The sequence below is a fragment of the Castellaniella denitrificans genome (genome assembly GCF_027214045.1).
Taxonomy (GTDB): Bacteria; Pseudomonadota; Gammaproteobacteria; order Burkholderiales; family Burkholderiaceae_B; genus Castellaniella; species Castellaniella denitrificans_A.
The window spans coordinates 1-25,851 of record NZ_JAPWHE010000016.1 but is presented as its reverse complement, the minus strand read 5'-3'; the positions used below and the strand labels follow the sequence as shown (position 1 = coordinate 25,851).

Here is a 25,851-nt window from a genome sequence, read left to right as displayed (position 1 = left end):
TCTCGTCTTCCATCTTTATGCTCATGGTGATTTCCTCTTCAATTATCACCTGAGCAGGTTTTTACTGGGTCAATACATGCCCGTGCTGAGCGACGGGCCAAACGGCCGGATTCTTCGGGATGGAACCCAGTGTGCCCCGCCCTCTCCGGCCCGCCTATTCGCAATCCCCGTCCTGGCTGGAAGTGTCCGGCCCGCCACGGACGACGGCGCGGGACCCTGCCCGGAAATCAGCCGATGCGCACGCGCAGGGTGCCCAACCCCTCGATGGCGCCTTCGAGCCGGTCGCCGGGCACGACGGCGCCGACGCCCGCCGGCGTACCGGTGTAAATCAGGTCGCCGGCCTTCAGTTCGAACAGGGTGGACAGGTAGGCGATGGCCTCGGGCACCGACCAGATCATGTCCGACAGATCGCCCGACTGGCGCGGCTGGCCGTTGACCGACAGGGTGATCGCCCCCTTGGCCATCGCGCCGGCGGAAGCGGCCGGATGCAGTGGCCCGATGGGGGCGCTGTGATCGAAGGCCTTGCCGGTCTCCCAGGGACGGCCGGCTTTCTTGGCGGCGCCCTGCAGATCGCGGCGCGTCATGTCCAGGCCGATGGCGTAGCCCCAGATACATGCGGCCGCCTGATCGGGCGTCAGGTCGCGGCCGCCCGAGCCCAGCGCGGCGACGAGCTCGACCTCGTGGTGAAGATCCTGGGTGAGCGGCGGATACGGCAGCACGCCCTCGGCGCCGTCGGACACGCTCAGGACGGCGTCGGCGGGCTTGGCGAAGAAGAACGGCGGCTCGCGCCCCGAATCGCCCATTTCGCGCGCGTGTTCCGCGTAGTTGCGGCCGACGCAATAGATGCGCCGCACGGGAAAACGGGCCGAGGAGCCCTCGACGGCCACGGTGGCCGCTTCGGGACGGGGAATCACGGTTTCACGCATCATGGACTCCGAAAGAGAAGCGCCCGGCAGAAGCCGGGCCGCGAGGACTGCGTCCGGGATCGCCTCAGGCCTTGGCCTGTTCGTAGCGTTCGGCGGAGTCGCGGATCTCCTGCTTGGCGGCGTCCACGCCCGACCAGCCCTGGACCTTGACCCACTTGCCCTTTTCCAGGTCCTTGTAGTGCTCGAAGAAATGCTGGATGCGCTGCAGTTCCTCGGCCGGCAGGTCCGCCGTCGATCCAATCTGGCGGTACGGCGGGTAGAGCTTGTCGACCGGGCGGGCCAGCAGCTTGGCGTCCTTGCCGGCTTCGTCTTCCATGTTCATCACGCCCAGGGCGCGGCAGCGGATCACCGAACCGACCTGCACCGGGAAGGGCGCGATCACCAGCACATCCACCGGATCGCCGTCTTCAGACAGGGTCTGGGGAATGTAGCCGTAGTTGCAGGGATAGTGCATGGCGGTCAGCATGAAGCGGTCCACGAACACGGCGCCGCTGGCCTTGTCGACTTCGTACTTGACCGGATCCGCGTTCATCGGGATTTCGATCACGACGTTGAATTCCTCGGGCAGCTTGTCGCCGGCCGGCACTCGATCTAGGCTCATGGGGTTCCTTGATAGTTCAGACAGAAAAATCTATTTGCGCGCGCCGCCGTCCGAGGTCTGTGACATGTCCACCCCGGGAATGGGCGCGGTGTCGAAGTACTCGTCCTCGGCTGACGCGGATCCGGACGCGGTGGTCGTCGCGGCGCGCGGTTCGGGCGCCGGGGCGGACACGGGAAGCGCGTCGGCGTCGGTCTCGTCCTGGACGTAGACGCCGCTGGCCGCATGAGGGACGGGCGGCGCCGGTTCCACTGGCGTCGCGTCGTCCGACTCGTTGAAATGAGGATCGCCGCGCGTATCGGCGGCCGGCAGCAGGCGGCTGACGGAGGGAATCTCGGCGTCCGCCGCCTGGCAGGCCAGCCGCCAGTTGCGCAGGGCCTGGTCGGGGTGGCCCAGCGCGTCGTGCAGGTTGCCCAGCAGGGCGTGAATGTGGGTGTCGGCGCGCAGGGCCAGGCTGCGTTCCAGATAGTGTTCCCCCTGCCCCCAGAGCTGGGCCGCCAGGCAGAGCTGGCCCAGCGCCGCCAGCAGGCCGGGATGGTCGGGATTGGCTCTCAGCCAGAGCTCGGCATGCCCGATACGCTGCCCCGCCTGGGCCGCATCGCATTGCGCGTACAGACGCAGCAGGCGATCGTCCAGGTGACGGTCGAGCGCGGCTTCCAGGATGCGGGCCGACTCGGCCGGATGGCCCAGCCGCGCGCGGGCCTGGGCGCCGGCCAGCGCCACATCGGGATCCAATCGCTCGTCTGCGCTCAGGTTGCCCCAGACGGCGTTCCAGCCGGATTCTTCGACCCCGGCCAGACGCTGGGCCGTCGATTCGCGGATGAACTGGCGGGCCTGGGTTTCATCGATGGCGCTTCGGCGCAGCAACAGGCGCGTGAGTTCGTACACGCGGTCCGCATGGCCCATCTGGCGATGCGCCCGCAGCAGAAGGCGGGTGCCGTGCAGGAAACGCGACGAGGCGTCCTGCAACGGTTCGAGCAGCGCCAGGGCTTCCTCTGCGCGGTTCTGGTCCAGGTACATTTCCGCCGTCACCGTGTCCACGGCCTGTCTCAGGCGGGAATCCTGGCCGGCGCCCTCCTGGGCGAGCCGCAGGGTCTGGTCGCGCCGCGCGGTTTCTCCCAACAAATGCAGGGCGCGGGCCGCGCTGAGTCCGGCGAGGACCTTCCGGTCGGCCGAACGGGTGCGCGACAGCAGGTTGGACAGGTCTTTCTCGGCCTGGACGTAACGGCCTTCGAGGACGTTGATCCAGCCACGTTCGAGCAGTTCGATATCGCGCTTCTGGGCGCGGCGTCCGCGCCAGGCGCGCAGCCGGCCGGGGCTGGTGCCCAGCCAGTTCACCGCGCGCAGCAGCCAGTGCAACGCCAGGAATGCCGCGAGCGCCAGCACGACGGCCAGCGAAAGGGACAATTCGATGCGCCACGGCTGGGCGACGATGAGCACGTTACCGCCATGATCGCGCAAGACCAGGGCCAGCGCCACCGCGGCCGCGAAGAGAATCAGGGTCCAGATCCAGGATCGCATCGCGCGCTCCTCAGACCGTGCCGGCGCTGGCGGGCGCCGCAACGGGTGGCGGCGCTGTCGGAGCGACATCGCCCTGGCCGGAATCGTCGGGGCTGGGAGTGTCGGGGGCCGGATCGTCGGGAGCCGGGTCTTCGGGCATGGCCCCATCCTGCTCGTCCTGCGCCGCGGCGGCATCCCGGGCCGCCGCAATCGCGGCCAGGCTGTTGTCCACCGTCGGCAACTTGACCTCGATCGCGGTGTCGCGCAGTTCGCGGGCGATCCTCAGGGCTTCGCGGGAGGACTCGGCGCGCATGTCGTAGCGCTGGTCGATGGCCTTGGACAACTGGTCCAGTTCGGCCTGCCAGATGCGCGACTGGTGCATCATCAGGGCCAATTGGGCAGTCACGGCCCGCTGTTTCAGGACTTCGCGGAAGCGCAGGGCCTGATCGGGCGACATCAACAGCGCGGCCGCGTCGTCCACTCGACGCACGTCGAACAGGGCGCGCAGATCCTGCGACACCATGCCGGCCGCGTCGCGTGTCCATTGCCAGGCGTCGGCGGCCACCGCACGCCAGCCCTCGGGCGCAGGCTCCACCGGAGCCGGGGCCGCGTCCCGCGCCCTGGCAGCGGGAGTCTGGGTCGGCGCGGGTGCGGTCGCCTGGCCGGCGGCGTCCGGGATCAGCAGGGGCGCGCTCCCGACCAGGTCGGACAAGCGGTCGATCCTCGCCGTCAAGGCCGGGAGGTCGATCGTCGCCACGGCACGCAAGCGGTCCAGATCGCCATTGATCGACTGCTGCAAGGCCGCCAGCCCGGGACGATTGGCGCGCGCCAGCTGGGCCTGCGCGGCTTCGAGGGAAATGATCGCGTTGGCGACATTGCCGCCCAGAGAGAGCTGCTGCTGCGCGATGGTGACCAGGTGATCGATATCGTTGAGCAGCAACAGGTCCGAGCCGCTGTCCGTCATCATCCGCAGGGCCTGGTCGAGCTCCTGCACCTGGCCCGCGGTGGTATCCAGGGCGTCACTCAGTTCCTTGAGCCGGGCGGCCTGCGCCTGGACCTGGGCCAGTGCCTGGCCCGCCTGGTCGCGGGTTTCCTGGACGATCTGGACGCTTTGCCGGTGCTGTTCCTGCAGGTCGGCGCGCAAGGCGCGGTACTGGCGGTTCTGGTAGAACAGTGCGCCACCCAGGACCAGGGCGAGCAGGACCAGCAGAATCACCGCCATGGCGGCCCCCCCCAACCGCTTCCGCCCCGCGCCCGCCTGGGCCGTTGCCAGCGCGGAGGCGGGCGTCGCCGATTCTGGGGTCGGTGCGGGCGAGCTGTGATCGGTATCGGTCATGGCGGCGTACGGGTCCTTCTAGGCTGATCTCGCAGATGCCAATATAGCCTGAAACAGGGCGGCTTCATCAGGCGCGCTCAGGCGCACGGTCAGCGCCCCGGCGGGATGATCGGCATAAATGCATTGTAAACGCCGCGCGATGCGCTCGTGCAGGGTGACGATCCTCAGGGCTGCCGGCCAGTCCATGTCCTGACGGCGCAGGCTCTCGGCCACGGCGTCAACGGCTTCGAGGCTGGTCAGCAGCAACGTACAGGCGCCCGGCCCCGCCAGGACGGCGCACGTGGCGCGGTCCCACATCACCGGTTCACGACGGTACAGGGCATGGCATTCCACCTGCCAGCCCCGCTCCCGGAGCTGCCGCGCGAGCCAGTCGCGCCCCCGCTGCGCCCGGAGGATATGCGCACGTCCCGGTGACAGGCGCGCAGTCTCGATGACGGTCAGCAACGACTCCGAATCGGGGGGTGCGCCTTCGCCCGGCGCCAGGATCGCATCTTCGGGGACATGGTCCCGCAACGCCCGGGCCGTCGCCGCCCCCACCGCCGCGGCACGGACGCCGTCCGGCCAGGGTGTGGCGGCGCGCCTGTCGAAACAGGCATCCACCGCCTGGCGGCTGACAAATACGCAAAGATCGCCCGCCCGCAGCGCTGGCGCGGCCACATCCAGCCGCCCGATCGCCAGGGCGGGCGCCTCGATCACCCTCAACCCGGCCGCGCGCAAGGCATCGGCCAGTGGCGCGTTGCGTCCCTCTGGGCGCGTCAGCACGACCGTGACGTGCGGCTCCATCCGGATACCGATCAGGACGCGGCAGGGCCGGAGAGACGGGCCAGGATCTCGTTGGCACCCTGGTCGAGCAGATCCCGGGCAACGTCCGCCCCCAGCGCTTCGGCGGCATCGGGCGCGCCTTCCGTTTCCGCGCGCAGGATCCGTCCGCCGTCGGGTTCGGCCACCAGCGCCCGCAGATGGAGGCGCCCATTGCGCAGTTCGGCGTAGGCCGCCAGGGGCACCTGGCAGGACCCTCCCAGTGCGCGCGACACGGCGCGTTCGGCCAAGGCGCAGGCGGTCGTCTCGCCGCAGGCCAGCGGCGACAGCCAGTCCCGCAGGTCGGAGCGATCCGCCAGGATCTCGATCCCCAGGGCGCCCTGTCCCGCCGCCGGCAGGCTCAGCGTCGCCGGCAGGACGGCACGGATCCGTTCCGCCAGCCCCAGACGTCGCAGGCCGGCGGCGGCCAGCACGATGGCGGCATAATCGCCCCGGTCGAGTTTGGCCAGACGGGTGTCCAGATTGCCACGCAGAGGGTTGACCACCAGGTGGGGATAGCGGGCTCGCAGCTGGGCCTCGCGGCGCAAGCTCGAGGTGCCCACGATGGCCCCCGGGGGCAGGTCGTCCAGTGAGCCCGCAGTGTTCGACACCAGCGCGTCGCAGGGATCGGCCCGTTCCAGGATGGTGGACAGGGCGAAGGGCCGCGTCAGGTCGACCGGCACGTCCTTGAGGGAATGCACGGCCAGGTCCGCGCGCCCGTCCAGCAAGGCGGTTTCGAGTTCCTTGACGAACAGGCCCTTGCCGCCGACCTTGGAGAGGGTCCGATCCAGGATCTGGTCGCCGCGCGTGGTCATTTCCAGCAACTCGACCCGGCAGGCCGGATACAGGGCCTGGAGGCGGGTCTGCACGTGGCGGGCCTGCCACAGCGCCAGACGGCTGGCCCGCGTGGCGATCACAAGGGTTTGGGGGGCCGGAGCATCGGTCATGCGGTGTACCTCGAGAGCAGCAGACGAAGCAGCAGGCCCAGCGCGGCCAGGACGGCCAGGCCTTGCAACAGGGTGGGACGTTTCAGGTTCATGATTTTCACATTGAAGTCCGGGCGGTCGCCGCGCGCCGGCCCAGCCAGATGCCCAGGCCCATGACGAGCAGGGCCCCGGCGATTTCAGCGATCAGGCGTATCGGTCCCCGGACGGTGTCCAGCCAGCCAGCCAGCGCGGTATCGGTGATCAGCATCCCGCCGCCGATCCAGCCCAGCAGGCCGGCGCCCAGCGTCACCACCAGCGGATACTGGTCGATCAGCTTCAGCACCAGGGTACTGCCCCAGACGATGATGGGCACGCTCAGCGTCAAGCCGAAAACGACATAGGCCAGACGGTGATCGGCGATGGCATTGTGGGCGGCGCCCGCAATGGCGATGACGTTGTCCAGGCTCATGACGAAATCGGCGATGATGATGGTGCGAACGGCCGCCCAGACGGAGCGGGCGCCCTGGATTCTGCCATGCGCGTCATCGCCCGGGAGCAGCAGTTTGACACCGATCCAGAACAGCAGCAACGCACCGACGATCTTCAGCCCGGGCAACGTCAGCAGCGTCAGCGCAAAGGCGATCAGGGCCACCCGCAAGGCAATGGCACCCGCCGTGCCCCACAGGATGCCCTGCAGGCGCCGTCGGGGTTCCAGCCGGCGGCAGGCGAGCGCGATGACGACGGCATTGTCGCCGCCCAGCAGGACGTCGATCAGGACGATCTGGAGGACCGTGCCCCAATGCATCTGCCCAAGCCATTCGAGCATGCCGGCCCCGCCTCCCGGTCGATCGAGAATGAAACAATGAAAAAGAAAAGGCCCCACGCCGGGGGCCTGGACGATCGGCGCGCGGTTCCAAACCGTACGCGCCGACCTTCAATTACAGCACGGTTTTGAGCAGCTTGCCCATTTCCGAAGGGTTGCGCGTGGTGCGGATCCCGCAGGCTTCCATGATTTCGAGCTTGGCATCGGCGGTGTCCGCGCCGCCCGAGATCAGGGCGCCGGCGTGGCCCATGCGTTTGCCCGGAGGCGCCGTGACGCCGGCGATGAAGCCGACCACGGGTTTCTTCATGTTGTCCTTGGCCCACTGCGCGGCGTTGACTTCGTCGGGACCGCCGATTTCGCCGATCATGATGACGGCGTCCGTGTCCGGATCATCGTTGAACATCTTCAGCACGTCGATGTGCTTCAGGCCGTTGATCGGGTCGCCGCCGATGCCGACCGCGCTGGACTGACCCAGGCCCAGTTCCGTGACCTGCGCCACGGCCTCGTAGGTCAGGGTGCCGGAACGGCTGACGATGCCGATGCGGCCCTTGCGGTGGATGTGGCCCGGCATGATGCCGATCTTGATTTCGTCGGGCGTGATCAGGCCCGGGCAGTTGGGGCCCAGCAGCAGCGTCTTGCGATTCTCGGCGCGCATGCGGTTGCGGACTTCGAGCATGTCGCGCACGGGAATGCCTTCGGTGATGCAGATGGCCAGATCCAGATCGGCCTCGACGGCTTCCCAGATGGCGGCGGCGGCGCCCGCGGGCGGCACGTAGATGACCGAAACGGTCGCACCGGTGGCCTGCTTGGCGTCCTTGACGGAGGCGTAGATGGGGATGCCCTCGAAGTCCTCGCCGGCCTTCTTCGGGTGCACGCCGGCGACGAAGGCGGCGCGACCGTTGGCGTAGTCGCGGCACATGCGGGTGTGGAACTGGCCGGTCTTGCCGGTGATCCCCTGGGTGATGACCTTGGTGTCCTTGTTGATCAGAATCGACATGTTCTATTCCCTGTGATGCTTATTTCGCGGCGGCGACGACGGCGGTCGCGGCCTCGGCCATGGTATCGGCGCTGATGATGGGCAGACCCGAAGCCGCCAGCATCTTCTTGCCCTGTTCTTCGTTGGTGCCCTTCATGCGCACCACCAACGGCACGCTGAGGTTCACGGCCTTGCAGGCGGCGATGACGCCCTCGGCGATCACGTCGCAGCGCATGATGCCGCCGAAGATGTTGACCAGGATGGCCTTCACGCCGTCGTTCTTGAGCATGATCTTGAAGGCTTCGGTGACTTTTTCCGCCGTGGCGCCCCCGCCGACGTCCAGGAAGTTGGCCGGTTCGCCGCCGAACAGCTTGATGGTGTCCATCGTGGCCATGGCCAGGCCCGCGCCGTTGACCAGGCAGCCGATGTTGCCATCGAGCTGGATGTAGGCCAAGTCGAACTTGCTGGCTTCGATCTCGGCGGGATCTTCCTCGTCCAGGTCGCGGTAGGCGACGATCTCGGGATGGCGGAACAGCGCGTTGGAGTCGAAGTTGAACTTCGCGTCCAGGGCGACAATGTTGCCCTTGCCATCGCGGTTCAGGGGGTTGATCTCGACCAGGGAGGCATCGGTTTCCATGTAGCACGTGTAGAGCTTCTGGCACACATCGATGAACTGGTCCACGGAATCGGCCGGCATGGCGACACCCTGGGCCAGCTTTTCGCCATCCGCCCGGGTGAAGCCCTGCAGGGGGTCGATCTGCACGGTGACGATTTTTTCAGGCGAAGAATGGGCGACTTCCTCGATATCCATGCCGCCTTCGCTGGACGCGATGAAGGCCACTTTCTGCGTGGCGCGGTCGGTCACGACGGACAGGTAGTACTCCTTCTGGATGTCGGCGCCCTCTTCGATGTACAGGCGACGCACTTTCTGGCCCTCGGGGCCGGTCTGGTGCGTGACCAGCTGCATGCCGAGGATCTGGCCGGCCAGGGCCCGGACGTCTTCGAGCGTCTTGGCGACTTTCACGCCGCCGCCCTTGCCGCGCCCGCCGGCGTGGATCTGCGCCTTGACGACCCAGACAGGACCCCCCAGCTTCTCGGCCGCCGCCACGGCCTCTTCGACCGAGAACGCGGGAATGCCGCGCGGGACAGTCACGCCAAACTTCTTCAGCAATTCCTTGCCTTGATATTCGTGAATTTTCATGAGTTACCTGTCAGTAGAGAAAAAAGAAAGTCGCCGGCCCGCCGCTTCGGCGGGTCTAGGGCTCGTCGGAATGCGCCTCGGAGGGGACGTACCAGGGGGAATAATGCATGCGCACCACCGGGCCATCCACCCGCAGCGCGTGACACCCCCCCAGTTGGAAAGGCCGCTCACCGCTGTCGGACTGGCCCTGGCGGCCGGCCATGGTCTGGATCGCGGCGGTGGGCAGCACGTTGGTCAGTTCCGTGACATGCGTGCAGCCGGCCGTGCGGCCGAAGCGCTCGCGCACGTGCTTGCGGAACTGGTTGAGCAGATTCAGGCCGACCAGGTCGCCATATTCCGGCGCGATGGCGCTGCAGAACTCGCCATAGGGCGCAGCCTCGTAGACGGCCTCTGAGGCTGTGATGGTGAAGCGGTCGTCGATGGTGACGCGCAGGCGCATGTGATGCACCGGCGCGCCCGCAGGATGGACACCGCCCCCGCGAATCGGGAAATCATAGGCCTTGGTGTCGACGAGTTCGGCTTCCAGATCCCATTGCCCGTCATCCCGGGCATAGGATTCGACGCGGATGGAGCGCGTGTGGACGGGACGGCGCGGACACGCCGGATCGGACAAGGGCATGGGGGGAGGACGGAAAGGCCGGAAATTCGTAAAACCTTTCGATTATATACCGGCTATAAGCCTCCGATTATATCGAAGGCTCATGCCCCACCCTGGCCCGCGCGTCCGGTCAGGCCGCCTCGCGCAATGTCCGGGCCGCCCGGACCATGGCCTGCAGCGCCGCGCGCGTCTCCGGCCAGCCACGCGTCTTCAAGCCACAATCCGGATTCACCCAGAGCCGTTCGGCGGGCAACCGGCGGGCGGCGCGGCGCACCAGGTCCACCATCCAGTCCTCGCGCGGAACATTGGGCGAATGAATGTCGTAGACCCCCGGCCCGATATCGTTCGGATAGGCGAAATCCTCGAACGCCTCCAGCAGCTCCATATTCGAACGCGAGGTCTCGATCGTGATCACGTCGGCGTCCATCGCCGCGATCGAGTCGAGGATATCGTTGAATTCCGAATAGCACATGTGCGTATGGATCTGCGTGTCGTCGCGGACGCCGCCAGTGGACAGCCTGAAGCTGTCCACCGCCCAGCCCAGATAGGCGGCCCAGTCAGCGCGCCGCAGCGGCAGGCCCTCGCGGATGGCTGGCTCGTCGATCTGGATCACCGTGACGCCGGCACGCTCCAGGTCCTGCACCTCGTCGCGCAGGGCCAGGGCAATCTGGCGGCAGGTCCGCTCGCGTGGCTGGTCGTCACGCACGAAGGACCATTGCAGGATCGTCACCGGGCCGGTGAGCATGCCCTTGACGGGCTTGTCCGTCAGGGACTGCGCATAGGCCGACCAGGCCACGGTCATGGGCGCCAGGCGCGCCACGTCGCCGTAGATCAGGGGCGGTTTGACGCAGCGCGAGCCGTAGCTTTGCACCCAGCCGTGAGCGGTGAAAGCGAAGCCGGCCAGCAGCTCGCCGAAGTATTCCACCATGTCATTGCGCTCGGGTTCGCCGTGTACCAGCACGTCCAGGCCGATTTCCTCCTGGAAGCGCACGACGCGCTCGATTTCCTCGCGGATCGCTTTTTCATAGGCGGCATCCCCCAGCGCGCCGGCGCGCCAGTCGCGACGCAACGCGCGGATTTCCGGCGTCTGGGGAAAGGAACCGATGGTCGTCGTGGGATAACGCGGCAGGCCCAGACGCCGCTGCTGGGCGGCGATGCGCAGGGCAAACGGCGCCCGATCGCGGTGCACGCTACCCGAATGCGACAGGCGCTCGGCCACGTCCCTGCGATGGATGCGGGTGGATGTGGCACGATCCCGCACGGCCTGTCGGGCGGCCGCCAGCGCCTGTCGATCCTCGGCATCGGCATCGTCGTCCACCAGGGCGCGCACCAGGCGCAACTCGTCGAGTTTCTGCACGGCGAAGGACAGCCAGCCCCGCAACTCCCTGTCCAGTCCGGTTTCCAGCCCCAGGTCGATGGGAACGTGCAGCAGCGAGCACGAGGGCGCCAGCCACAGGCGGTCGCCCAGCAGGCCGGCCGCGGCGCGGACCTGTTCATGAATGCGGTCCAGGTCTGCTCGCCAGACGTTACGGCCATCGATCACGCCCAGGGACAGCGCCTGATCGTCACGCAGCGTGGCCAGCACGGCCTTCAACTGACCCGGCGCACGCACCAGATCCACGTGCAACCCCTGCACCGGCAAGGCGCGGATCACGTCCAGATTGTGTTCGACACCGCCGAAATAGGTCGCCAGCAGCACTTTCGGCCCCTGCGCCGTCAGACGGGCGTAGGCACCGGCCAGCGCCTCGCGCCAAGGCTGCGGCAGGTCCAGCACCAGAATGGGCTCATCGATCTGCACCCATTCCACCCCCTGGGCGGCCAGGCGCTGCAATACCTGCTCATAGACCGCCAGCAGGCCGGGCAGCAGGTCCAGCTTGGCGGCGTCGCCCGCCCCGGCCGCGTAGGCGTCTCCCTTGCCCAGCCACAGCCAGGTCAGCGGCCCCGGGATCACCGGACGAACGCGATGACCCAGCGCCTGGGCCTCGGCCACTTGCTCGAAAAGCGACTCGCGCGCGATGCGGTAGGTCTGGCCGGGATGGAGCTCCGGCGTGATGGAATGATAATTGGTGTCGAACCATTTGGTCATTTCGCAAGCCGCCGCCGGCGTGCCCGAGGGCGCGCGGCCGCGCGCCATGCGAAATAGCGTGTCCAGTTCGACCGGCGCATCATCCGGCTGGCCGAAGCGCGCCGGCACGGCACCCAGCAGCGTGGTCCACTCCAGAATATGGTCGTACCAGGCGAAATCGCCGACCGGTACCCACTGCGCGCCAGCCGCGCGCTGGATCGCCCAATGACGGGCCCGCAGTTCGCGGCCCGTAGCCAACAGGCTGTCCAGATCGGACTTGCCTGCCCAGTAGGCCTCCTGGGCACGTTTCAGCTCCCGTGCGGCACCGATCCGGGGGAACCCCAGATTATGAATGATCGTCATGATTAATCCTGTTAACATTAAAATTATTCAATGAACGACATTCTGCCTGGGAAATCGGCAAATAAAAAATCAAATCACACCCAGATAACATGAAAGAAATTCATGATTGAGCTTCGACACCTGGAGACACTGCTGGCCATCCGCGATGGCGGCAGCCTGCAAGAGGCCGCCGAGCGGCTGCACCTGACCCAGTCGGCCCTGTCGCACCAGCTACGCGACCTGGAAGTGAGACTGAAGGTGCCGCTGCTGAACCGGCGCACCCGCCCCGCCCGCCTGACGACGGCGGGGCTGCGGCTGGTGGCGCTGGCCGAGGATGTGCTGCCGCGCGTACGCGCGGCGGAACAGGAATTGCGCCGCCTGGCCGCCGGGCGCGCCGGACGCCTGCACGTCGCCATCGACTGTCACTCGTGTTTCCAGTGGCTGATGCCGACGCTGGACGCGTTCCGCAAGGACTGGCCGGAAGTCTCCCTGGACCTGACGGCCGCGTTTTCCTTCGCCCCCCTGCCCGCCCTGGCACGCGGCGATCTCGACGTGGTGATCACCTCCGATCCCGACCCGCTGGAACCGGTGGTCTATATGCCGCTATTCGCCTACGAACTGGTGCTGGCGGTCTCCAGCCAGGGGGCGCTGGACGGGACCGACCGGATCCGGCCGGAGGATCTGGCCGACCAGGTGCTGATCACCTACCCGGTCGATCGAGCACGGCTGGACGTCTACACGGCGTTCCTGGACCCGGCCGGGGTGGAACCGGCCGCCGTGCGCACGGCGGAACTGACCCCGATGATCGTGCAACTGGTCGCCAGCGGCCGGGGCGTGGCGGCGCTGCCCAGCTGGGCGCTGGACGAATACAGGAATCTGCCGGGATTGAGCATCCGTCGGCTGGGCACGGGCATCTGGCGCACGCTGCAGGCCGGCGTCCGCGTCGAGGATATGGAAACCGCCTATATCCAGGCATTCCTGGAACAGGCGCGGCGCACATGTTTCGAGACCCTGCCGGGTATCCGTGCGCCAGGCTGACGCACCGGGCGGGCTCCGCCGGACCGGGCAGGCCCGAATCAATCGGACTGACCTGATCCGGCCCGATCAGGCCGGCCCGTTCAATCCGGGCCGTCCCCCGACGGGTCGTCCGGATCGAAGCCGTCCCGGCCGCTCAGCAGACGCCGGATGCAATCGGCGGCGAACCCCCGCCCCGCCATGAAGCGGTATTGCCGCGCATATTCCCGGGAATTGGCGGGCGGCTGGCCGAATCTGCGCGCCCAGACGGCGCGCGCGCGCTCGTCTTCGGTCGAGCGCAGAGAATCCCGCAGATCGGCGAGCTGATCGTCCGCCAGTCCCTGCTGGCGCAAGGCGCCCAGGATGCGTTGCGCGCCCTGACGCGTGGCGGCGCGGTGGGCGTAAGCCTGGGCGTAGCGCTGGTCGGACTGCCAGTGTTCGCGCGCCAGGTCGTCGAGCACGGCCTCGATGGCGTCGGGGTCGTCGCACCAAGAGGACAGCTTACGGCGCAGTTCCTGGCGGGAATGTTCCCGCCGGGAAAGATAGGCCACGGCCCGGGCCTTCAGGCTGAGGCCGCCACCCGAACCGCGCCCGGGCGGATCGGCGCCGCCGGACACGGTGGTGAAGCCGTCGTTGGCGTCGGCCCTATTCCCCATCGGCGGCGGAGGCCGCGGGCACGGCTCGAGGCGCAATGCCCAGGTGTTCGCGTACGCGGTTCTCGATTTCGAAGGCCATGTCCGCGTGTTCCTTGAGGTAGTCGCGGACGTTGTCCTTGCCCTGGCCGATCCGTTCGCCGTTGTAGCTGTACCAGGCGCCGGACTTGTCGATCAGGCCGGCCTGGACCCCCAGGTCGATGATTTCGCCTTCTCGGGAGATGCCGGCACCGTACATGATGTCGAATTCGACCTGTTTGAACGGCGGCGCGACCTTGTTCTTGACGATCTTGACGCGGGTTTCGTTGCCGACGACTTCGTCGCCCTTCTTGATCGAGCCGATGCGGCGGATGTCCAGACGCACGGAAGAATAGAATTTCAGCGCGTTGCCGCCCGTGGTGGTCTCGGGATTGCCGAACATGACGCCGATCTTCATGCGGATCTGGTTGATGAAGATCACCATGCAATTGGCGCGCTTGATTGTGGCGGTGAGCTTGCGCAGCGCCTGGCTCATGAGGCGGGCCTGCAGGCCGGGCAGCGAATCGCCCATGTCGCCTTCGATTTCGGCCTTGGGCACCAGCGCGGCGACCGAGTCGATCACGATCAGGTCGACCGAGCCCGAGCGCACCAGGGCGTCGGTGATTTCCAGGGCCTGCTCGCCGGTGTCGGGCTGGGAGATCAGCAGGTCTTCCAGGCTGACGCCCAGACGCGCGGCGTACTGGACGTCCAGGGCGTGCTCGGCGTCGACGAAGGCGCAGGTGCCGCCGATTTTCTGCATTTCGGCGATGACCTGCAGGGTGAGCGTGGTCTTGCCGGAGGATTCCGGACCGTAGACCTCGACCACCCGGCCGCGCGGCAGGCCTCCGACGCCCAGGGCGATGTCCAGCCCCAGGGAACCGGTGGACACGACCTGGATGTCGTGTTCGACCTGGTTGTCGCCATAGCGCATGATGGAGCCCTTGCCGAACTGCTTTTCGATCTGCGACAGCGCGGCGGCCAGCGCCTTGGCGCGTTCGGGGTTGGCCTTGCCGGAGCGTTCATCCATGAGGGAATTCCTATCGTGAGAGACAAACCGCCGGGACCGTGGCCAGAGAACTGCCGGGTCCGCCAGCGGCGGGGTTCGGGAAATTATGGCATTAAATTATACTGTATGAAAATACAGATGTGCCAATCCGGTCCCGGCCGGAACGATCGGTCCGGACGCCGTGGACGGTCCGGCCCCTCGCCACGCCCATCGTTTACCCTAAATGACCCGCGGAACCACGCGTGCCACAATGACGTCAGTCCGGGCCGCCAGCGCCCACCTCCCTGGATGTCATTCCCGCCATGCGTATCCTGATTGCCGAGGACGACAGCATTCTCGCGGACGGACTGTCCCGATCGCTGCGCTACGAAGGCTATGCCGTGGACGTCGTCAGCGACGGCTCCAGCGCCGACTCCGCCCTGCAGCTGCAGACCTTCGACCTCCTGATTCTGGACCTGGGCCTGCCGCGCCTGGACGGCCTGTCCGTGCTGCGCAAGCTGCGCCAACGCGGCACTCCCCTGCCCGTCCTGATCCTGACGGCCGCCGACTCCGTCGAACAACGCGTGGAAGGTCTGGACCTGGGGGCCGACGACTACATGTCAAAGCCCTTTGCCCTGAGCGAACTGGAAGCCCGCGTGCGCGCCCTGATCCGCCGCCATGGCGGCGCGCGCGCGTCCATCCTGCATCACGGCCGCCTCTCCTTCGACCTGAACGGACGCGTGGCCACCATCGACGAGGCGGCCATCGAACTGTCCGCCCGCGAAACCAGCCTGCTGGAAATTTTTCTGTCGCGCAGCGGCCGCATGATCAGCAAGCACCAGCTGGTGGACCTGCTGTGCGAATGGGGCGAGGAAGTCACCACCAACGCCATCGAGGTCTACATCCACCGGCTGCGCAAAAAGATCGAACCGGCCGGCGTCCATATCCTGACCGTGCGCGGCCTGGGTTACTGCCTGGAACCCGACAGCCGCGCCGTGCCGGCGGACACCGCCGCCGTCGGCTGACGGCGCGCCGTCATGTTCGCCGACCCGGTACCGCGCAGGCCCCGCCGGCACGCGACCCTGTTGGGCCGCATCCTGCTGTGGATGATCGTGCCGCTGTTCGTCCTGTGGTCGATCGGCATCGTCATCACTTACTTCATTTCCCTGAACATCGCCAACTCGCCCTACGACCGGACGCTGTCGAGCCACCTGCGCCTGCTGCGTCACGAAGTCGAGCAACAGCGACTGGCCGGCGGCGTGACGCTGTCCGAATCCGCCCGCACGGTGCTGGCCGGCGGTGCGGACGAATCCGCCACGAGCTGGCAGATTCTGGACGCCAACGGCCACCTGCTGGCGGGCGACCCCGCCATCCCCATCCCGGAAAACTGGGGTTACGACATCGACCAGATCCGCTTCCGCAACGCGTCCCAGGACCACCAGTCCATCCGCATGGCCTATGTCTGGGGAGGCCGGGACCGGGACGGCACCGGCTTTCTGACCGTGGTGGCCGAACCGGCCGAGGCGCGCGCCACGCTTCAGCAGGAGATCCTGACCGGCATGCTGACCCCCCAGCTCATCATCCTGCCCCTCGCCGCCATGCTGGCCGGGCTGGGCCTGACTCAAGGCCTGGAGCCCTTGAGCCTGCTCCAGGAACACATGAGGCGGCGCAAACCCAACGACCTGTCGCCCATCCGCGACGACCTGGCGCCGGCGGAAATCGTGCCGCTGATTGCCTCCATGAACAACGTGCTGCAGCGGCTGTCGGACACCATCGAATCCCAACGGCGCTTCGTTGCCAACGCCGCCCACCAGCTGAAGACTCCGCTGGCCGGCATCCGCACGCAATGCGAACTGGCCTTGCGTGAACAGGAGCCCGAACGCATCCGCGACAGCCTGCAGCAGTTGATCACCGGGTCCCAGCGCGCCACCCGGCTGGTGAACCAGCTGCTGTTGCTGGCGCGGGCGGAATCCATCGACCCCACCCAGTCGCGCACCACGGAAATGCTGGACCTGCTGCCCCTGGCCGAGGCCTGCACCCTGGACTGGGTGGAGACCGCCTTGCCGCGCCGCATCGACCTGGGCTTCGAATCGTCCGGCGAGTCGCTGCCGATTTTCGGCAATGCGGTGATGATCCGCGAAATGCTCAACAACCTGATCGACAACGCCCTGCTCTACACGCCCAGGGGCGGCCGGGTCACCGTGCGCGCCCTGCCCGAAGGCGACCGGGTCTGCCTCGAGGTCCAGGATTCCGGCCCCGGCATCCCGGCCGAAGAGCAATCCCGGGTCTTCGACCGTTTCTACCGGATCCTCGGGCACGGCGCCGAGGGCAGCGGCCTGGGCCTGGCGATCGTACGCGAGGTCGCCGAACACCACCACGCCACCATCGCTTTCCTGCCGCCCGGCAACCACCGCGATCCGACCAGCGCCGGCACCCGGCTGCGCGTTTCTTTTCCACGCGACGACGTGCCCAGGACCCGCACATGAACCGAGCCCGCCCCATGCCGCACGATCCGATGGACGAAGCCAACCGTCCCATGACCCACGAGGAACGCCGCGTCATCCTGGCGTCCTCGATGGGCACGGTCTTCGAGTGGTATGACTTCTACGTCTACGGTTCCCTGGCGGCGGTCATCGCCCAGCACTTCTTTTCCGGCCTGAACCCCACGGCGGGCTTCATCTTCGCCCTGCTGACCTTCGCGGCCGGCTTCGCTGTGCGCCCCTTTGGCGCCCTGGTGTTCGGCCGCCTGGGCGACATGGTCGGGCGCAAGTACGCCTTCGTGGTCTCGATCCTGATCATGGGGTTGTCCACCTTCCTGGTGGGCGTGCTGCCTTCGTCGGCTTCGATCGGCACGGCCGCACCCATGATCCTGCTGCTGCTGCGCCTGCTTCAGGGCCTGGCGCTGGGAGGCGAATACGGCGGCGCGGCCGTCTACGTGGCCGAACACGCCCCGCCGGGCCGGCGCGGATTCTTCACCAGCTGGATCCAGACCACCGCCACCACCGGCATGTTCCTGTCGCTGGTCGTGGTCCTGGGCACCCGCGCCACGCTGGGCCAGGAGGCCTTCGACGCCTGGGGCTGGCGGGTGCCGTTCCTGATTTCCGTGCTGCTGCTGGTGATCTCGGTCTGGATCCGCATGCGCCTGCACGAATCGCCCGCCTTCACCCGCATGAAGAGCGAAGGCCTGGTCTCGCGCGCCCCCATCAAGGAAGCCTTCGGGCGCTGGCGCAACCTGCGACTGATCCTGCTGGCACTGATCGGCCTGACGGCCGGCCAGGCCGTCGTCTGGTACACCGGCCAGTTCTACGCTCTGTATTTCCTGACCGAAACCCTGGGCGTGGACGCGAACATCGCCAACATCCTGGTGGCGCTGGCCCTGCTGCTGGCCTGCCCGTTCTTCCTGGTGTTCGGCGCCCTGTCGGACCGGATCGGCCGCAAGCCCATCATCATGGCCGGTTGCCTGATCGCCGCCCTGAGCTACTTCCCCGTGTTCAAAGGCCTGACCCACTACGCCAACCCGGCGCTGGAACGCGCACAGAACCAGGCGCCGGTGTACGTCGTGGCCAATCCGAAGGACTGCTCGCTGCAATTCAACCCCGTGGGCATCGCGTCCTTCACCAGCGCCTGCGATCTGCTCAAGGCGTTCATGGCCGGCCATTCGGTCCACTACGTCAACCAGCACGCGCCCGAAGGCACCACGGCCTACGCTCTGGTGGGCGAACAGCGCATCGATTCTTTCGACGGCACCGCGCTGCCGCGCGCCGAATTCGCCCGTCGCAACGCATCGCTGCAGGAAGAACTGCGTCAGGCGGTGCGCAACCACGGTTACCCCGCCTACGCCGACCCGTCCCAGATCAACTTCACCATGGTGTTGCTGCTGCTGTTCTTCCTGGTCCTGCAGGTCACCATGGTTTACGGACCGATCGCCGCGATGCTGGTGGAAATGTTCCCCACCCGCATCCGTTACACCTCCATGAGCGTGCCCTACCACATCGGCAACGGCTGGTTCGGCGGCTTCCTGCCGCCGGTGGCCTTCGCCACGGTGGCCACCACCGGCAATATGTACGATGGCCTGTGGTATCCGATCGCAGTGTGTGCCATGACACTGGTCGTGGGCCTGCTGTTCGTCAAGGAAACCCGGCACAATGACCTGAACGCGCCCTAGCGGATGACCGTCCGCCGGCATGGTCCCGAATGAAAAATCACCCAGGAATATTATTCAAGCTTGAATTTTAAGCATATTGTCAGACATCAATATAAAAACAATTCTTAAGAATTAAGAATATTGTCAGAATAAACAAGCCAGGATTTTTAAGAAAACCGTCAGGTATTTCTTATATTGATCGCAATCAATGCGTGGCATCCCTTGAAGAATAGAATCAATACGTGCCTGAAATAATCAGAATCACGCGATCTTCAAGGAGTCATCATGAAAGGAATACAGGAATTCGACGCCCGTCGCAGGACATGGCTGAAAAACAGCGCCATGGCCGCCACGGCCGGCATAGCGGCCATTGAAATTCTGCCCGGCACGGCCGCGCAGGCGGGCGAAACCAGGCACACGGGGAAAACCACCGCCAACATGCATGCCGGCGGCGCCGTCCCGGTCGAAAAACTCGAGCACATCCGGCCCAAACTGCTGCCTCCGCCTTTCGTGATGGAACACGAACAGGCGACTCGCGCGGCGCCGCGCGTGGTCGAGTTCACGATGACCATCGAAGAAAAAGAAGTCGTCATCGACGAGGAAAACGGCACGACGCTGCAGGCGATGACATTCAACGGCTCCATGCCCGGTCCCACCATGGTGGTTCACGAAGGGGATTATCTGCAACTGACACTGATCAATCCCGCCACCAATACGCAGCAGCACAATATCGATTTTCATGCGTCCACCGGCGCACTAGGCGGCGGAGAGCTCACGCACGTCAATCCGGGCGAGCAAGTGACGCTGCGGTTCAAGGCAACCCGCTCCGGAACCTTTGTCTATCACTGCGCGCCGCCCAATATGGTGCCATGGCATGTAGTTTCCGGCATGAGCGGCGTCGTCATGGTGTTGCCACGGGACGGGTTGAAAGACGAAAACGGCCATCCACTGCGCTACGACCGCGTCTATACAGTCGGCGAATTCGATCTCTATATTCCGAAGGATGAAAACGGAAATTACAAGAAATACGGCACCGCCCTGGAAGGCTACGGCGACATGACAGCGGTGATGAACGGCCTGATCCCCACCCATGTGGTTTTCAACGGAAAGGTCGGCGCCCTGACAGGGGCCAACGCCATGAAAGCCAAGGTGGGAGAAACCGTTCTTATCATCCACTCCTCCGCAAACCGGGATACGCGGCCGCATATGATCGGCGGGCACGGGGATTATGTATGGGAACTGGGAAAATTCAGCAACCCGCCCGCACTGAATCTGGAAACATGGTTTATCCGGGGCGGATCGGCCGGCGCCGCGCTCTATACATTCCGGCAGCCAGGGGTTTATGCCTATCTGAATCATAATCTGATCGAGGCATTCAATCTGGGCGCCGCAGGCCATTTCAAGGTCGAAGGCAATTGGGACGATGACCTGATGAAACAGATCAGCGCGCCTGGTCCGATCCGGGCTTGACGCAGCCCCGGGGTCGAGCCGCGCCGCCGCCAACATCCGGATCGCCGGGGACGAACGCCGATTCAGAGTTCCGTCAGGCGTTCGGCACTAGAATGGCGGCGCACGCCGATGGCCGTCCGGGCGCCTCGTTCCCCCTTTGTCCGCCCGGACACCCCGCCGGCTGCCGCCGTCCACGCTCCCGCGAGCTTTTCATGTGCGCGGACGGATGCCCTCACGGCCCGGACTCGTCCGGGCCGTTTTTTTGCCCTTCGACGCCATCGAACGCATGGCGGTGGCGATGGTGCAGATCGGGAAAATGCGGGTGGCTGTGCGTCATGATCCCATGCCGGTGCGGATGCGCATGCGGCTCCGACCCGTCCCATGAAAAATCATGCTCATGACGGTGATGCTCGTCATGCACATGCGGATGGTCATGCTCCAGCGGCTCGTGCGTATGCATATGCACGTGCCGCTCGGTCAGATGCAGCCAGACGCCCGCGCCCATCAGCACAGCCGCCAGCCAGAAAACCAGCGAGCCCGATTCCTGGAAGCCCAATACGGCGATGGCCGCGCCGATGAAGGGCGCGGTGGAAAAATAGGCGCCTGTCCGCGCGGAACCGAGGCCCCGCAATGCAAGCACGAACAACACCAGGCTGACGCCGTATCCCGCCAGCCCGATAGTCATCGCCAGCATCATGCGCGGCCACGCCGGCGGCGCCGCGCCCAGCGCCAACGCCAGCGCAAGGTTCGTCACTCCCGCGACCAACCCCTTGGTGCCCGCGATGAAAACGGCATCCGAAGCCGAGACCTTGCGCGTCAGATTATTGTCCAAGGCCCAGCACAGGCAGGCAGTTGCCACGAAAAAGCCGCCGAGCGTGCCGCCGGATGCCGTATCGCCCGGGCTCGGCCAGGCGAGCAACAAGCCGCCCAGGACGATGAAAACCATGCCCAGCACGACACGCGGGCCGGCGTTTTCGTGAAAGACCACCCACGCCAGCACCGCCGTCAGCACGGCTTCCAGGTTGAGCAGCAGCGAGGCCTCGGCGCCCGAGGCATGCGACAAGCCCGTGATGAACAGCACGGGGCCCAACACGCCACCGCTGACAATGGCGCCCAGGAACCATGGCCAGTCCCCCGCAGGCATGCCGGACGGGGCGAAGCCGCGATCCCGGATGAGACGCATCGTCCACAGACCGATGCCGCTGCCCAGATACAGCAGTCCCGCAAGCAGAACCGGAGAAGTCTCCGCCGCCAGCCATTTGGAGAAAGGCGTGCTGGCGCCGAACAGCAGCGCGGCCCCCAGCGCCGCCAGGATCGGGGAACGGATCATCATGGTTTCACCCGCGAATCAGGCATCCGGAATATCTAGCCCTGTCCGGCCAGCCACGCCTGGAACATCAGCACACCCCAAAGCGGATACTGTGCGTTTCGTCGCCCCGAAAGATGCGCCGCCCAGGTCCGCCGGATCGGCGCCGGATCGAAGAAGCCTTCGCGCCGCAGGCGCGATTCGTCCAGCAGGCTTTCCGCCCAGTCTCGCAGCGGACCGCGCAGCCAGTCCCCGATGGGCACGCTGAAACCTTGCTTGGGTCGTTCGATCAGTTCACGGGGCACGTGCCGGTACAGGACCTGCCGCAGGATCCACTTGGCGGTGCCATCGCGCAATTTCATCGACTGCGGAATCCGCCAGGCGAATTCCACCACCCGATGGTCCAGGAACGGCACGCGGCTCTCCAGGGACACACCCATGGCCGCCCGGTCGACCTTGACCAGGATGTCGTCGGGCAGATAGGTGAGGGTATCCAGGGCCATCAAACGCTGTATCCCGTCCAGGCCCGGCAGCGGCAGCGGCCGGCCACGCAGGCAGGTCGGCGGTTCGCGTCCGCCGATCACCAGGTTTTCCGGCTCCCAGCGCGAGATCGACTGCAGGTACAGATCGTCGATGCGCCCGGCCGCCAGCTTGCGTGCGCCCTGATGCAGTTTCTCGCCGGGCGCGGCGCGCAGCGATCCGGGCAGTACCGGGCGCAGCGGCCCGAGCACGGCGTTCCAGGTCTCGGGCGACAGCGCGCGGATGCCGCCGGCCGCCAGTTTCCGCAAGACGGGCGGCAGGCGGCCGATCCGCTCCCAGTGCCGGCTGTTGCGCACGTAGCGACCATAGCCGGCGAACAGTTCGTCGCCCGCATCGCCCGACAGCGAGACCGTGACGTGCCGGCGCGCCAGTTGCGACACCAGGAAAGTCGGAATCTGCGACGCATCGGCGAAGGGCTCGCTGTACAGGTCCGGCAACCGGGGGATGACATCCATCGCCTGTTCCGGCGTGACGTACAGTTCCGTATGGTCGGTGCCCAGATGCCGCGCGACCGCGAGGGCGTGTTCGGCCTCGTTGTAGCCCGGTTCCCGGAAGCCGATGGAAAAGGTCTTGACCGGGCGCGCGGACTGAGTCTGCATCAACGCCACCACGGTGGACGAATCGATGCCTCCCGACAAAAAGGCGCCCAGCGGCACGTCGGCCAGCATCTGCTGGCGCACGGCGGACTTCAGCAAGTCTTCCAGCGCGTCGGTAGCTGCGTGATCCGATCCGGAGAATGGCGCGCGATTGCCGGACACGGCGACCTCGGCCAGCGACCAGTAGGCCTCCACCTGCGGTTCGCGCCGCTGCGGCGATACGGTCAGCAGGCAGCCGGCCGGCAGTTTGAAGATGTCGCGGTAGATGGAATGCGGCGCCGGGATGTAGTTGTGCCGCATCAGCAGGCACAAGGCGTCGCGGTCGACCTCCGCCGCGCAGTGCGGATGCGCCCGCAGCGCCTTGAGCTCGGAGCCGAACAGGAAGCAGGCCTCGTCCCCGTCGCCCTGCCAGCCGTAGTACAGGGGTTTTTCGCCGAGACGATCCCGCCCCAGGGTCAGGATGCGTGCCTGGACGTCCCAGACGGCGAAGGCGAACATGCCGATGCAGCGTTCCACTGTGGCGCGGATGCCCCAGGCCGCGAAACCGGCCAGCAGCGTCTCAGTGTCCGAATGTCCACGCCAGCCAGGCGCCAGCCCGGCCCGCTCCAGTTCCCGGCGCAGGTCCAGATGGTTGTAGATCTCGCCGTTGAAGACGATCACGTGGCGCCCGGAGGGGCCCGTCATGGGCTGGTGCCCCGCCGCCGACAGATCCAGGATGGACAGGCGTCGGTGGGCCAGTCCGACACCGGACCCGTCGGTCCAGACACCGGAGTCGTCCGGCCCGCGCGACACGATGGTGTCGGCCATGCGCTCCAGGACAATGGCGGCCAGGCGCGCATCATGCCCCCGGCCGATCTCCAGAAACCCCACCAAACCGCACATCGCGCCTTTCCTTTCAATCATCGCCCGACCGCCGGCCCGTCCGGCGCGCATGGTACATTTTACGGCCGCCGACCACCCGTCCACCCCGATCCGCGTGGACGATCATGCCGGGCCCCGCCATGGACTCAATCCCGCTCCAAGAAGAACACGACACCGGCTCGTTCGAAAGCCATTTCCGCGACCCCGCGCTCGCGGCCGAAACGCCGCTCGGCTGGTTGCTGGGCCGCCGCCTGGAAATCCTCGACGCCCTGCGCGGCCTGCTCTCCGGCGGACAGGCGACGGCCCGGCTGCGCCTGTGGGTGTTCCTGGAACTGGCCGCCCTGCCTCAGGGCAGGCTCCAGCGGGAGGATCTGAACCAGTTGTTCTTCAGCCTCCGGCCCGAGGCCCTGGACACGACGCTCAAACGGCTACGCGACCTGAACCTGCTGGTCTGGGACGCCACCGCCCAGGATTACCACCTGTCCGCGCTCGCCCAGCAATTGCAGAGCCTGTTGGCGCCGCTGGCGCGCGGGGCCGGCGAGGACGATGAAATGGCGGTTCTGCTCGCCCAGGTGGCCGGCGCCCAGGCGCTGGGTCTGTCGGACGCCGGTCAGATCCAGCACCTGCATGCCCAGCTGGCGCGGCGGCACGACGAATTCGCGGACGTGATCGCCAGCGGCTCTGAGGCCCGCCTGCGGGACGCCCAGCCGCGCTTCGAACGCGCCCTGCAACTGGTCGATCGGGCGGGCGAGGCGCTGACCGCGCTGATCCGAGGCGACCACGACGACCCGCGCCTGGAGCGCGAGGCGCGCGCGCTGGGACGCGGACAGGCGCGCCTGCTGTCGATGGCCAGCCAGTTCACGCGCGCGCTGCAGCAGGCCGACCGCCAGCGCATCACCCTGGGCAGCACGGGCATCACCAGCTCCGACGTCCGGCAGTGGCTGCAGACGCGCGGCGACCTGCACGAACTGCTGGGCGACGCCCTGTCGGCCAGTCCCCACCCGGTCTTCGTCAGTGGCCATGAACTGGTCGACGTGGCCGAGGCGGAATTCGATCGCGACCGGCCCGATCCGCGCCAAGCCCAAGGCTTGCCGCCGGCCACGCAGGCCGCGCCCGGTACGCTGGAAGCCCTGCGCATGCCCGAAGAACTGGAAACCCTGATCGGCCAACTGGCCCGCTGGACCGAAGCCGCGCCGCCCGGCGCACCGCCACCCGCCCGTCCCGTCACGGACGCGGTGCTGGGCGGCCGCTACGCCCAGGCGGCCTACCGGATGCAATTGCTGCCACTGCTGGGCGACGAGCAGGCGCGCGCCCTGCGGGGGTTGACCGGCGATCTGGCACGCTCGCCCTGGCGCGCCGCGCTGCGACCGGATCTCCAGCCCACACCGGACCCCTATGTCGCCCGCATCAGCGCGGGCATCCTGGAACCCGATTCTCCGGACGAATCCCATGCATGAACCCCTGGACGACGCCGCCCTGCTGATCGCCGAACTGCTGGCCAGCCGCTGGTTGCCCCGGCGACACCCGCGCGTGCGTCGGGCACTGATCGACACGGAGTTGTGGCAGACGGTGCAGGACCGCCTGGCCCTGTCGGGCTTGCGCCTGGTCGACAACATCCACGCCGATCACGTCTGCGTCGCGCTGCTGCGCGGCGCCGAAACCGCGGTTTTCGGCGAGACCGGCCTGAACGCCAACAACAATGCCCGTCTGCCGCGCGACGCGGTCTCGCTGCTGGTGCTGCTTTGGTCGCTGATCGTGCTGCCCAAGCGCGAGCGCCAGGCGGCACGCGCCGCGACGGCGGAAACCGAAGGCCAGACGGAAATGTTCACGACCGAGCGCCCGCTTCCGAGCGCGGCCAGCGTCAGCCCGATGGTGTCGTACAAAGCGCTGCTGGCCGATTTCGGCACCCAGCTGGGCCGCAAGACCCGCATGGACGGCAACCTGAAACGCCTGGAGGCCCGGGGGTTCATCGTACGCAAGGGCGACGACATCGGCGAAGGGCCGCTGCTGGACCTGCTGCTGGACTATGACGCCCTGGCGCCACGCATCCTGGAAGGCGCGCTGGGCGACGTGCTGGCGCGCGCGCGCCCGCGGCCGGGGACCCCTTAGGGGGCGGGGGGCGAGGGCGGATGTTTCACCGGGAATCCCGGGAACTGGGGCAGGGGGCTTACTGCCAGCCGCTGACGCGGCCCCGGG

Annotated in this window: 22 protein-coding genes; 7 read left to right on the top strand and 15 right to left on the bottom strand. The window is 67.0% G+C overall.

All coding sequences use genetic code 11. The features are described 5' to 3' along the window. Window positions 1-227: 227 nt before the first annotated feature. The 11 genes from O4H32_RS14580 to metE all read right to left on the bottom strand — a co-directional run bounded on the left by O4H32_RS14580 (window position 228) and on the right by metE (window position 12,110). Complete coding sequence (locus O4H32_RS14580) at window positions 228-926, bottom strand: fumarylacetoacetate hydrolase family protein (RefSeq protein WP_269360329.1); 699 nt, start codon at window positions 924-926, stop codon at window positions 228-230. A 64-nt stretch (window positions 927-990) separates the two neighbouring features. Further along, the gene (gene ppa, locus O4H32_RS14575; protein WP_269360326.1) at window positions 991-1,527 is read right to left on the bottom strand and encodes an inorganic diphosphatase; all 537 of its coding nucleotides are present in this window, start codon (window positions 1,525-1,527) and stop codon (window positions 991-993) included. Window positions 1,528-1,557: 30 nt separating this feature from the next. Then, the gene (locus tag O4H32_RS14570; RefSeq protein ID WP_269360325.1) at window positions 1,558-3,045 is read right to left on the bottom strand and encodes a heme biosynthesis protein HemY; all 1,488 of its coding nucleotides are present in this window, start codon (window positions 3,043-3,045) and stop codon (window positions 1,558-1,560) included. A 10-nt stretch (window positions 3,046-3,055) separates the two neighbouring features. Then, the gene (locus O4H32_RS14565) at window positions 3,056-4,360 is read right to left on the bottom strand and encodes a uroporphyrinogen-III C-methyltransferase (protein WP_269360324.1); all 1,305 of its coding nucleotides are present in this window, start codon (window positions 4,358-4,360) and stop codon (window positions 3,056-3,058) included. A gap of 18 nt (window positions 4,361-4,378) precedes the next feature. Beyond that, on the bottom strand, window positions 4,379-5,143 hold the full coding sequence (locus O4H32_RS14560) for a uroporphyrinogen-III synthase (protein WP_269360323.1): 765 nt from the start codon (window positions 5,141-5,143) through the stop codon (window positions 4,379-4,381). Window positions 5,144-5,154: 11 nt separating this feature from the next. Then, window positions 5,155-6,105: a hydroxymethylbilane synthase gene (gene hemC, locus O4H32_RS14555; protein ID WP_269360322.1), complete on the bottom strand. Its 951-nt coding sequence runs from the start codon at window positions 6,103-6,105 to the stop codon at window positions 5,155-5,157. A 97-nt stretch (window positions 6,106-6,202) separates the two neighbouring features. Further along, window positions 6,203-6,910, bottom strand: coding sequence for a TerC family protein (locus tag O4H32_RS14550; protein WP_269360321.1), 708 nt, complete (start codon window positions 6,908-6,910; stop codon window positions 6,203-6,205). A gap of 112 nt (window positions 6,911-7,022) precedes the next feature. After that, window positions 7,023-7,904 carry a succinate--CoA ligase subunit alpha gene (gene sucD, locus O4H32_RS14545; protein WP_269360320.1) on the bottom strand — a complete coding sequence of 294 codons (882 nt, stop codon included), beginning with the start codon at window positions 7,902-7,904 and terminating at the stop codon, window positions 7,023-7,025. Between the two features lie 19 nt (window positions 7,905-7,923). Further along, window positions 7,924-9,084, bottom strand: coding sequence for an ADP-forming succinate--CoA ligase subunit beta (sucC, locus tag O4H32_RS14540; protein WP_269360319.1), 1,161 nt, complete (start codon window positions 9,082-9,084; stop codon window positions 7,924-7,926). 55 nt (window positions 9,085-9,139) lie between these two features. Continuing rightward, on the bottom strand, window positions 9,140-9,703 hold the full coding sequence (locus O4H32_RS14535) for a DUF2889 domain-containing protein (RefSeq protein ID WP_269360318.1): 564 nt from the start codon (window positions 9,701-9,703) through the stop codon (window positions 9,140-9,142). A gap of 109 nt (window positions 9,704-9,812) precedes the next feature. Continuing rightward, window positions 9,813-12,110 carry a 5-methyltetrahydropteroyltriglutamate--homocysteine S-methyltransferase gene (gene metE, locus O4H32_RS14530; RefSeq protein ID WP_269360317.1) on the bottom strand — a complete coding sequence of 766 codons (2,298 nt, stop codon included), beginning with the start codon at window positions 12,108-12,110 and terminating at the stop codon, window positions 9,813-9,815. A gap of 102 nt (window positions 12,111-12,212) precedes the next feature. On the opposite strand from metE, the gene O4H32_RS14525 reads away from it, so the two are divergent. Next, complete coding sequence (locus O4H32_RS14525) at window positions 12,213-13,127, top strand: LysR family transcriptional regulator (protein WP_269360316.1); 915 nt, start codon at window positions 12,213-12,215, stop codon at window positions 13,125-13,127. Window positions 13,128-13,207: 80 nt separating this feature from the next. On the opposite strand, the gene recX is transcribed toward O4H32_RS14525, so the two are convergent. Both recX and recA read right to left on the bottom strand, forming a co-directional pair. Further along, entirely contained in the window at window positions 13,208-13,759 is a 552-nt protein-coding gene (gene recX / locus O4H32_RS14520) for a recombination regulator RecX (RefSeq protein WP_269360315.1), read from the bottom strand. Further along, a complete protein-coding gene (gene recA, locus O4H32_RS14515) occupies window positions 13,749-14,801 on the bottom strand; it encodes a recombinase RecA (RefSeq protein WP_269360314.1) in 1,053 nt (350 codons plus the stop codon). Before recA ends, recX begins: the two co-directional genes overlap by 11 nt. Window positions 14,802-15,082: 281 nt before the next feature. Between recA and O4H32_RS14510 the strand changes: the two genes are divergently transcribed. The 4 genes from O4H32_RS14510 (at window position 15,083) to nirK (ending at window position 20,373) form a co-directional block, all read left to right on the top strand. Beyond that, window positions 15,083-15,784, top strand: coding sequence for a response regulator (locus O4H32_RS14510; protein ID WP_269360313.1), 702 nt, complete (start codon window positions 15,083-15,085; stop codon window positions 15,782-15,784). A 12-nt stretch (window positions 15,785-15,796) separates the two neighbouring features. Next, the gene (locus O4H32_RS14505) at window positions 15,797-17,245 is read left to right on the top strand and encodes a sensor histidine kinase (protein ID WP_269360312.1); all 1,449 of its coding nucleotides are present in this window, start codon (window positions 15,797-15,799) and stop codon (window positions 17,243-17,245) included. A gap of 50 nt (window positions 17,246-17,295) precedes the next feature. Next, on the top strand, window positions 17,296-18,924 hold the full coding sequence (locus O4H32_RS14500; RefSeq protein WP_269360328.1) for an MFS transporter: 1,629 nt from the start codon (window positions 17,296-17,298) through the stop codon (window positions 18,922-18,924). A gap of 417 nt (window positions 18,925-19,341) precedes the next feature. Beyond that, window positions 19,342-20,373: a copper-containing nitrite reductase gene (nirK, locus tag O4H32_RS14495; RefSeq protein WP_269360327.1), complete on the top strand. Its 1,032-nt coding sequence runs from the start codon at window positions 19,342-19,344 to the stop codon at window positions 20,371-20,373. 211 nt (window positions 20,374-20,584) lie between these two features. Here the strand turns inward: nirK and O4H32_RS14490 are convergent, their stop codons facing one another. Both O4H32_RS14490 and asnB read right to left on the bottom strand, forming a co-directional pair. After that, window positions 20,585-21,685 carry a DMT family transporter gene (locus tag O4H32_RS14490; RefSeq protein WP_269360311.1) on the bottom strand — a complete coding sequence of 367 codons (1,101 nt, stop codon included), beginning with the start codon at window positions 21,683-21,685 and terminating at the stop codon, window positions 20,585-20,587. Between the two features lie 32 nt (window positions 21,686-21,717). After that, window positions 21,718-23,676: an asparagine synthase (glutamine-hydrolyzing) gene (gene asnB, locus O4H32_RS14485; RefSeq protein WP_269360310.1), complete on the bottom strand. Its 1,959-nt coding sequence runs from the start codon at window positions 23,674-23,676 to the stop codon at window positions 21,718-21,720. A 119-nt stretch (window positions 23,677-23,795) separates the two neighbouring features. On the opposite strand from asnB, the gene O4H32_RS14480 reads away from it, so the two are divergent. Both O4H32_RS14480 and O4H32_RS14475 read left to right on the top strand, forming a co-directional pair. Beyond that, the gene (locus O4H32_RS14480) at window positions 23,796-25,112 is read left to right on the top strand and encodes a hypothetical protein (protein ID WP_269360309.1); all 1,317 of its coding nucleotides are present in this window, start codon (window positions 23,796-23,798) and stop codon (window positions 25,110-25,112) included. Beyond that, the gene (locus O4H32_RS14475; RefSeq protein WP_269360308.1) at window positions 25,105-25,764 is read left to right on the top strand and encodes a hypothetical protein; all 660 of its coding nucleotides are present in this window, start codon (window positions 25,105-25,107) and stop codon (window positions 25,762-25,764) included. The genes O4H32_RS14480 and O4H32_RS14475 overlap by 8 nt, the downstream gene beginning before the upstream one ends. The last annotated feature ends 87 nt before the right edge of the window (window positions 25,765-25,851 follow it).

What these genes read in the sequence shown, in the direction of transcription:
- O4H32_RS14580 (WP_269360329.1), bottom strand. Translation starts at nt 926, where the DNA reads ATGCGTGAAACCGTGATTCCCCGTCCCGAAGCGGCCACCGTGGCCGTC.
- ppa (WP_269360326.1), bottom strand. Translation starts at nt 1,527, where the DNA reads ATGAGCCTAGATCGAGTGCCGGCCGGCGACAAGCTGCCCGAGGAATTC.
- O4H32_RS14570 (WP_269360325.1), bottom strand. Translation starts at nt 3,045, where the DNA reads ATGCGATCCTGGATCTGGACCCTGATTCTCTTCGCGGCCGCGGTGGCG.
- O4H32_RS14565 (WP_269360324.1), bottom strand. Translation starts at nt 4,360, where the DNA reads ATGACCGATACCGATCACAGCTCGCCCGCACCGACCCCAGAATCGGCG.
- O4H32_RS14560 (WP_269360323.1), bottom strand. Translation starts at nt 5,143, where the DNA reads ATGGAGCCGCACGTCACGGTCGTGCTGACGCGCCCAGAGGGACGCAAC.
- hemC (WP_269360322.1), bottom strand. Translation starts at nt 6,105, where the DNA reads ATGACCGATGCTCCGGCCCCCCAAACCCTTGTGATCGCCACGCGGGCC.
- O4H32_RS14550 (WP_269360321.1), bottom strand. Translation starts at nt 6,910, where the DNA reads ATGCTCGAATGGCTTGGGCAGATGCATTGGGGCACGGTCCTCCAGATC.
- sucD (WP_269360320.1), bottom strand. Translation starts at nt 7,904, where the DNA reads ATGTCGATTCTGATCAACAAGGACACCAAGGTCATCACCCAGGGGATC.
- sucC (WP_269360319.1), bottom strand. Translation starts at nt 9,084, where the DNA reads ATGAAAATTCACGAATATCAAGGCAAGGAATTGCTGAAGAAGTTTGGC.
- O4H32_RS14535 (WP_269360318.1), bottom strand. Translation starts at nt 9,703, where the DNA reads ATGCCCTTGTCCGATCCGGCGTGTCCGCGCCGTCCCGTCCACACGCGC.
- metE (WP_269360317.1), bottom strand. Translation starts at nt 12,110, where the DNA reads ATGACGATCATTCATAATCTGGGGTTCCCCCGGATCGGTGCCGCACGG.
- O4H32_RS14525 (WP_269360316.1), top strand. Translation starts at nt 12,213, where the DNA reads ATGATTGAGCTTCGACACCTGGAGACACTGCTGGCCATCCGCGATGGC.
- recX (WP_269360315.1), bottom strand. Translation starts at nt 13,759, where the DNA reads ATGGGGAATAGGGCCGACGCCAACGACGGCTTCACCACCGTGTCCGGC.
- recA (WP_269360314.1), bottom strand. Translation starts at nt 14,801, where the DNA reads ATGGATGAACGCTCCGGCAAGGCCAACCCCGAACGCGCCAAGGCGCTG.
- O4H32_RS14510 (WP_269360313.1), top strand. Translation starts at nt 15,083, where the DNA reads ATGCGTATCCTGATTGCCGAGGACGACAGCATTCTCGCGGACGGACTG.
- O4H32_RS14505 (WP_269360312.1), top strand. Translation starts at nt 15,797, where the DNA reads ATGTTCGCCGACCCGGTACCGCGCAGGCCCCGCCGGCACGCGACCCTG.
- O4H32_RS14500 (WP_269360328.1), top strand. Translation starts at nt 17,296, where the DNA reads ATGACCCACGAGGAACGCCGCGTCATCCTGGCGTCCTCGATGGGCACG.
- nirK (WP_269360327.1), top strand. Translation starts at nt 19,342, where the DNA reads ATGCATGCCGGCGGCGCCGTCCCGGTCGAAAAACTCGAGCACATCCGG.
- O4H32_RS14490 (WP_269360311.1), bottom strand. Translation starts at nt 21,685, where the DNA reads ATGATGATCCGTTCCCCGATCCTGGCGGCGCTGGGGGCCGCGCTGCTG.
- asnB (WP_269360310.1), bottom strand. Translation starts at nt 23,676, where the DNA reads ATGTGCGGTTTGGTGGGGTTTCTGGAGATCGGCCGGGGGCATGATGCG.
- O4H32_RS14480 (WP_269360309.1), top strand. Translation starts at nt 23,796, where the DNA reads ATGGACTCAATCCCGCTCCAAGAAGAACACGACACCGGCTCGTTCGAA.
- O4H32_RS14475 (WP_269360308.1), top strand. Translation starts at nt 25,105, where the DNA reads ATGCATGAACCCCTGGACGACGCCGCCCTGCTGATCGCCGAACTGCTG.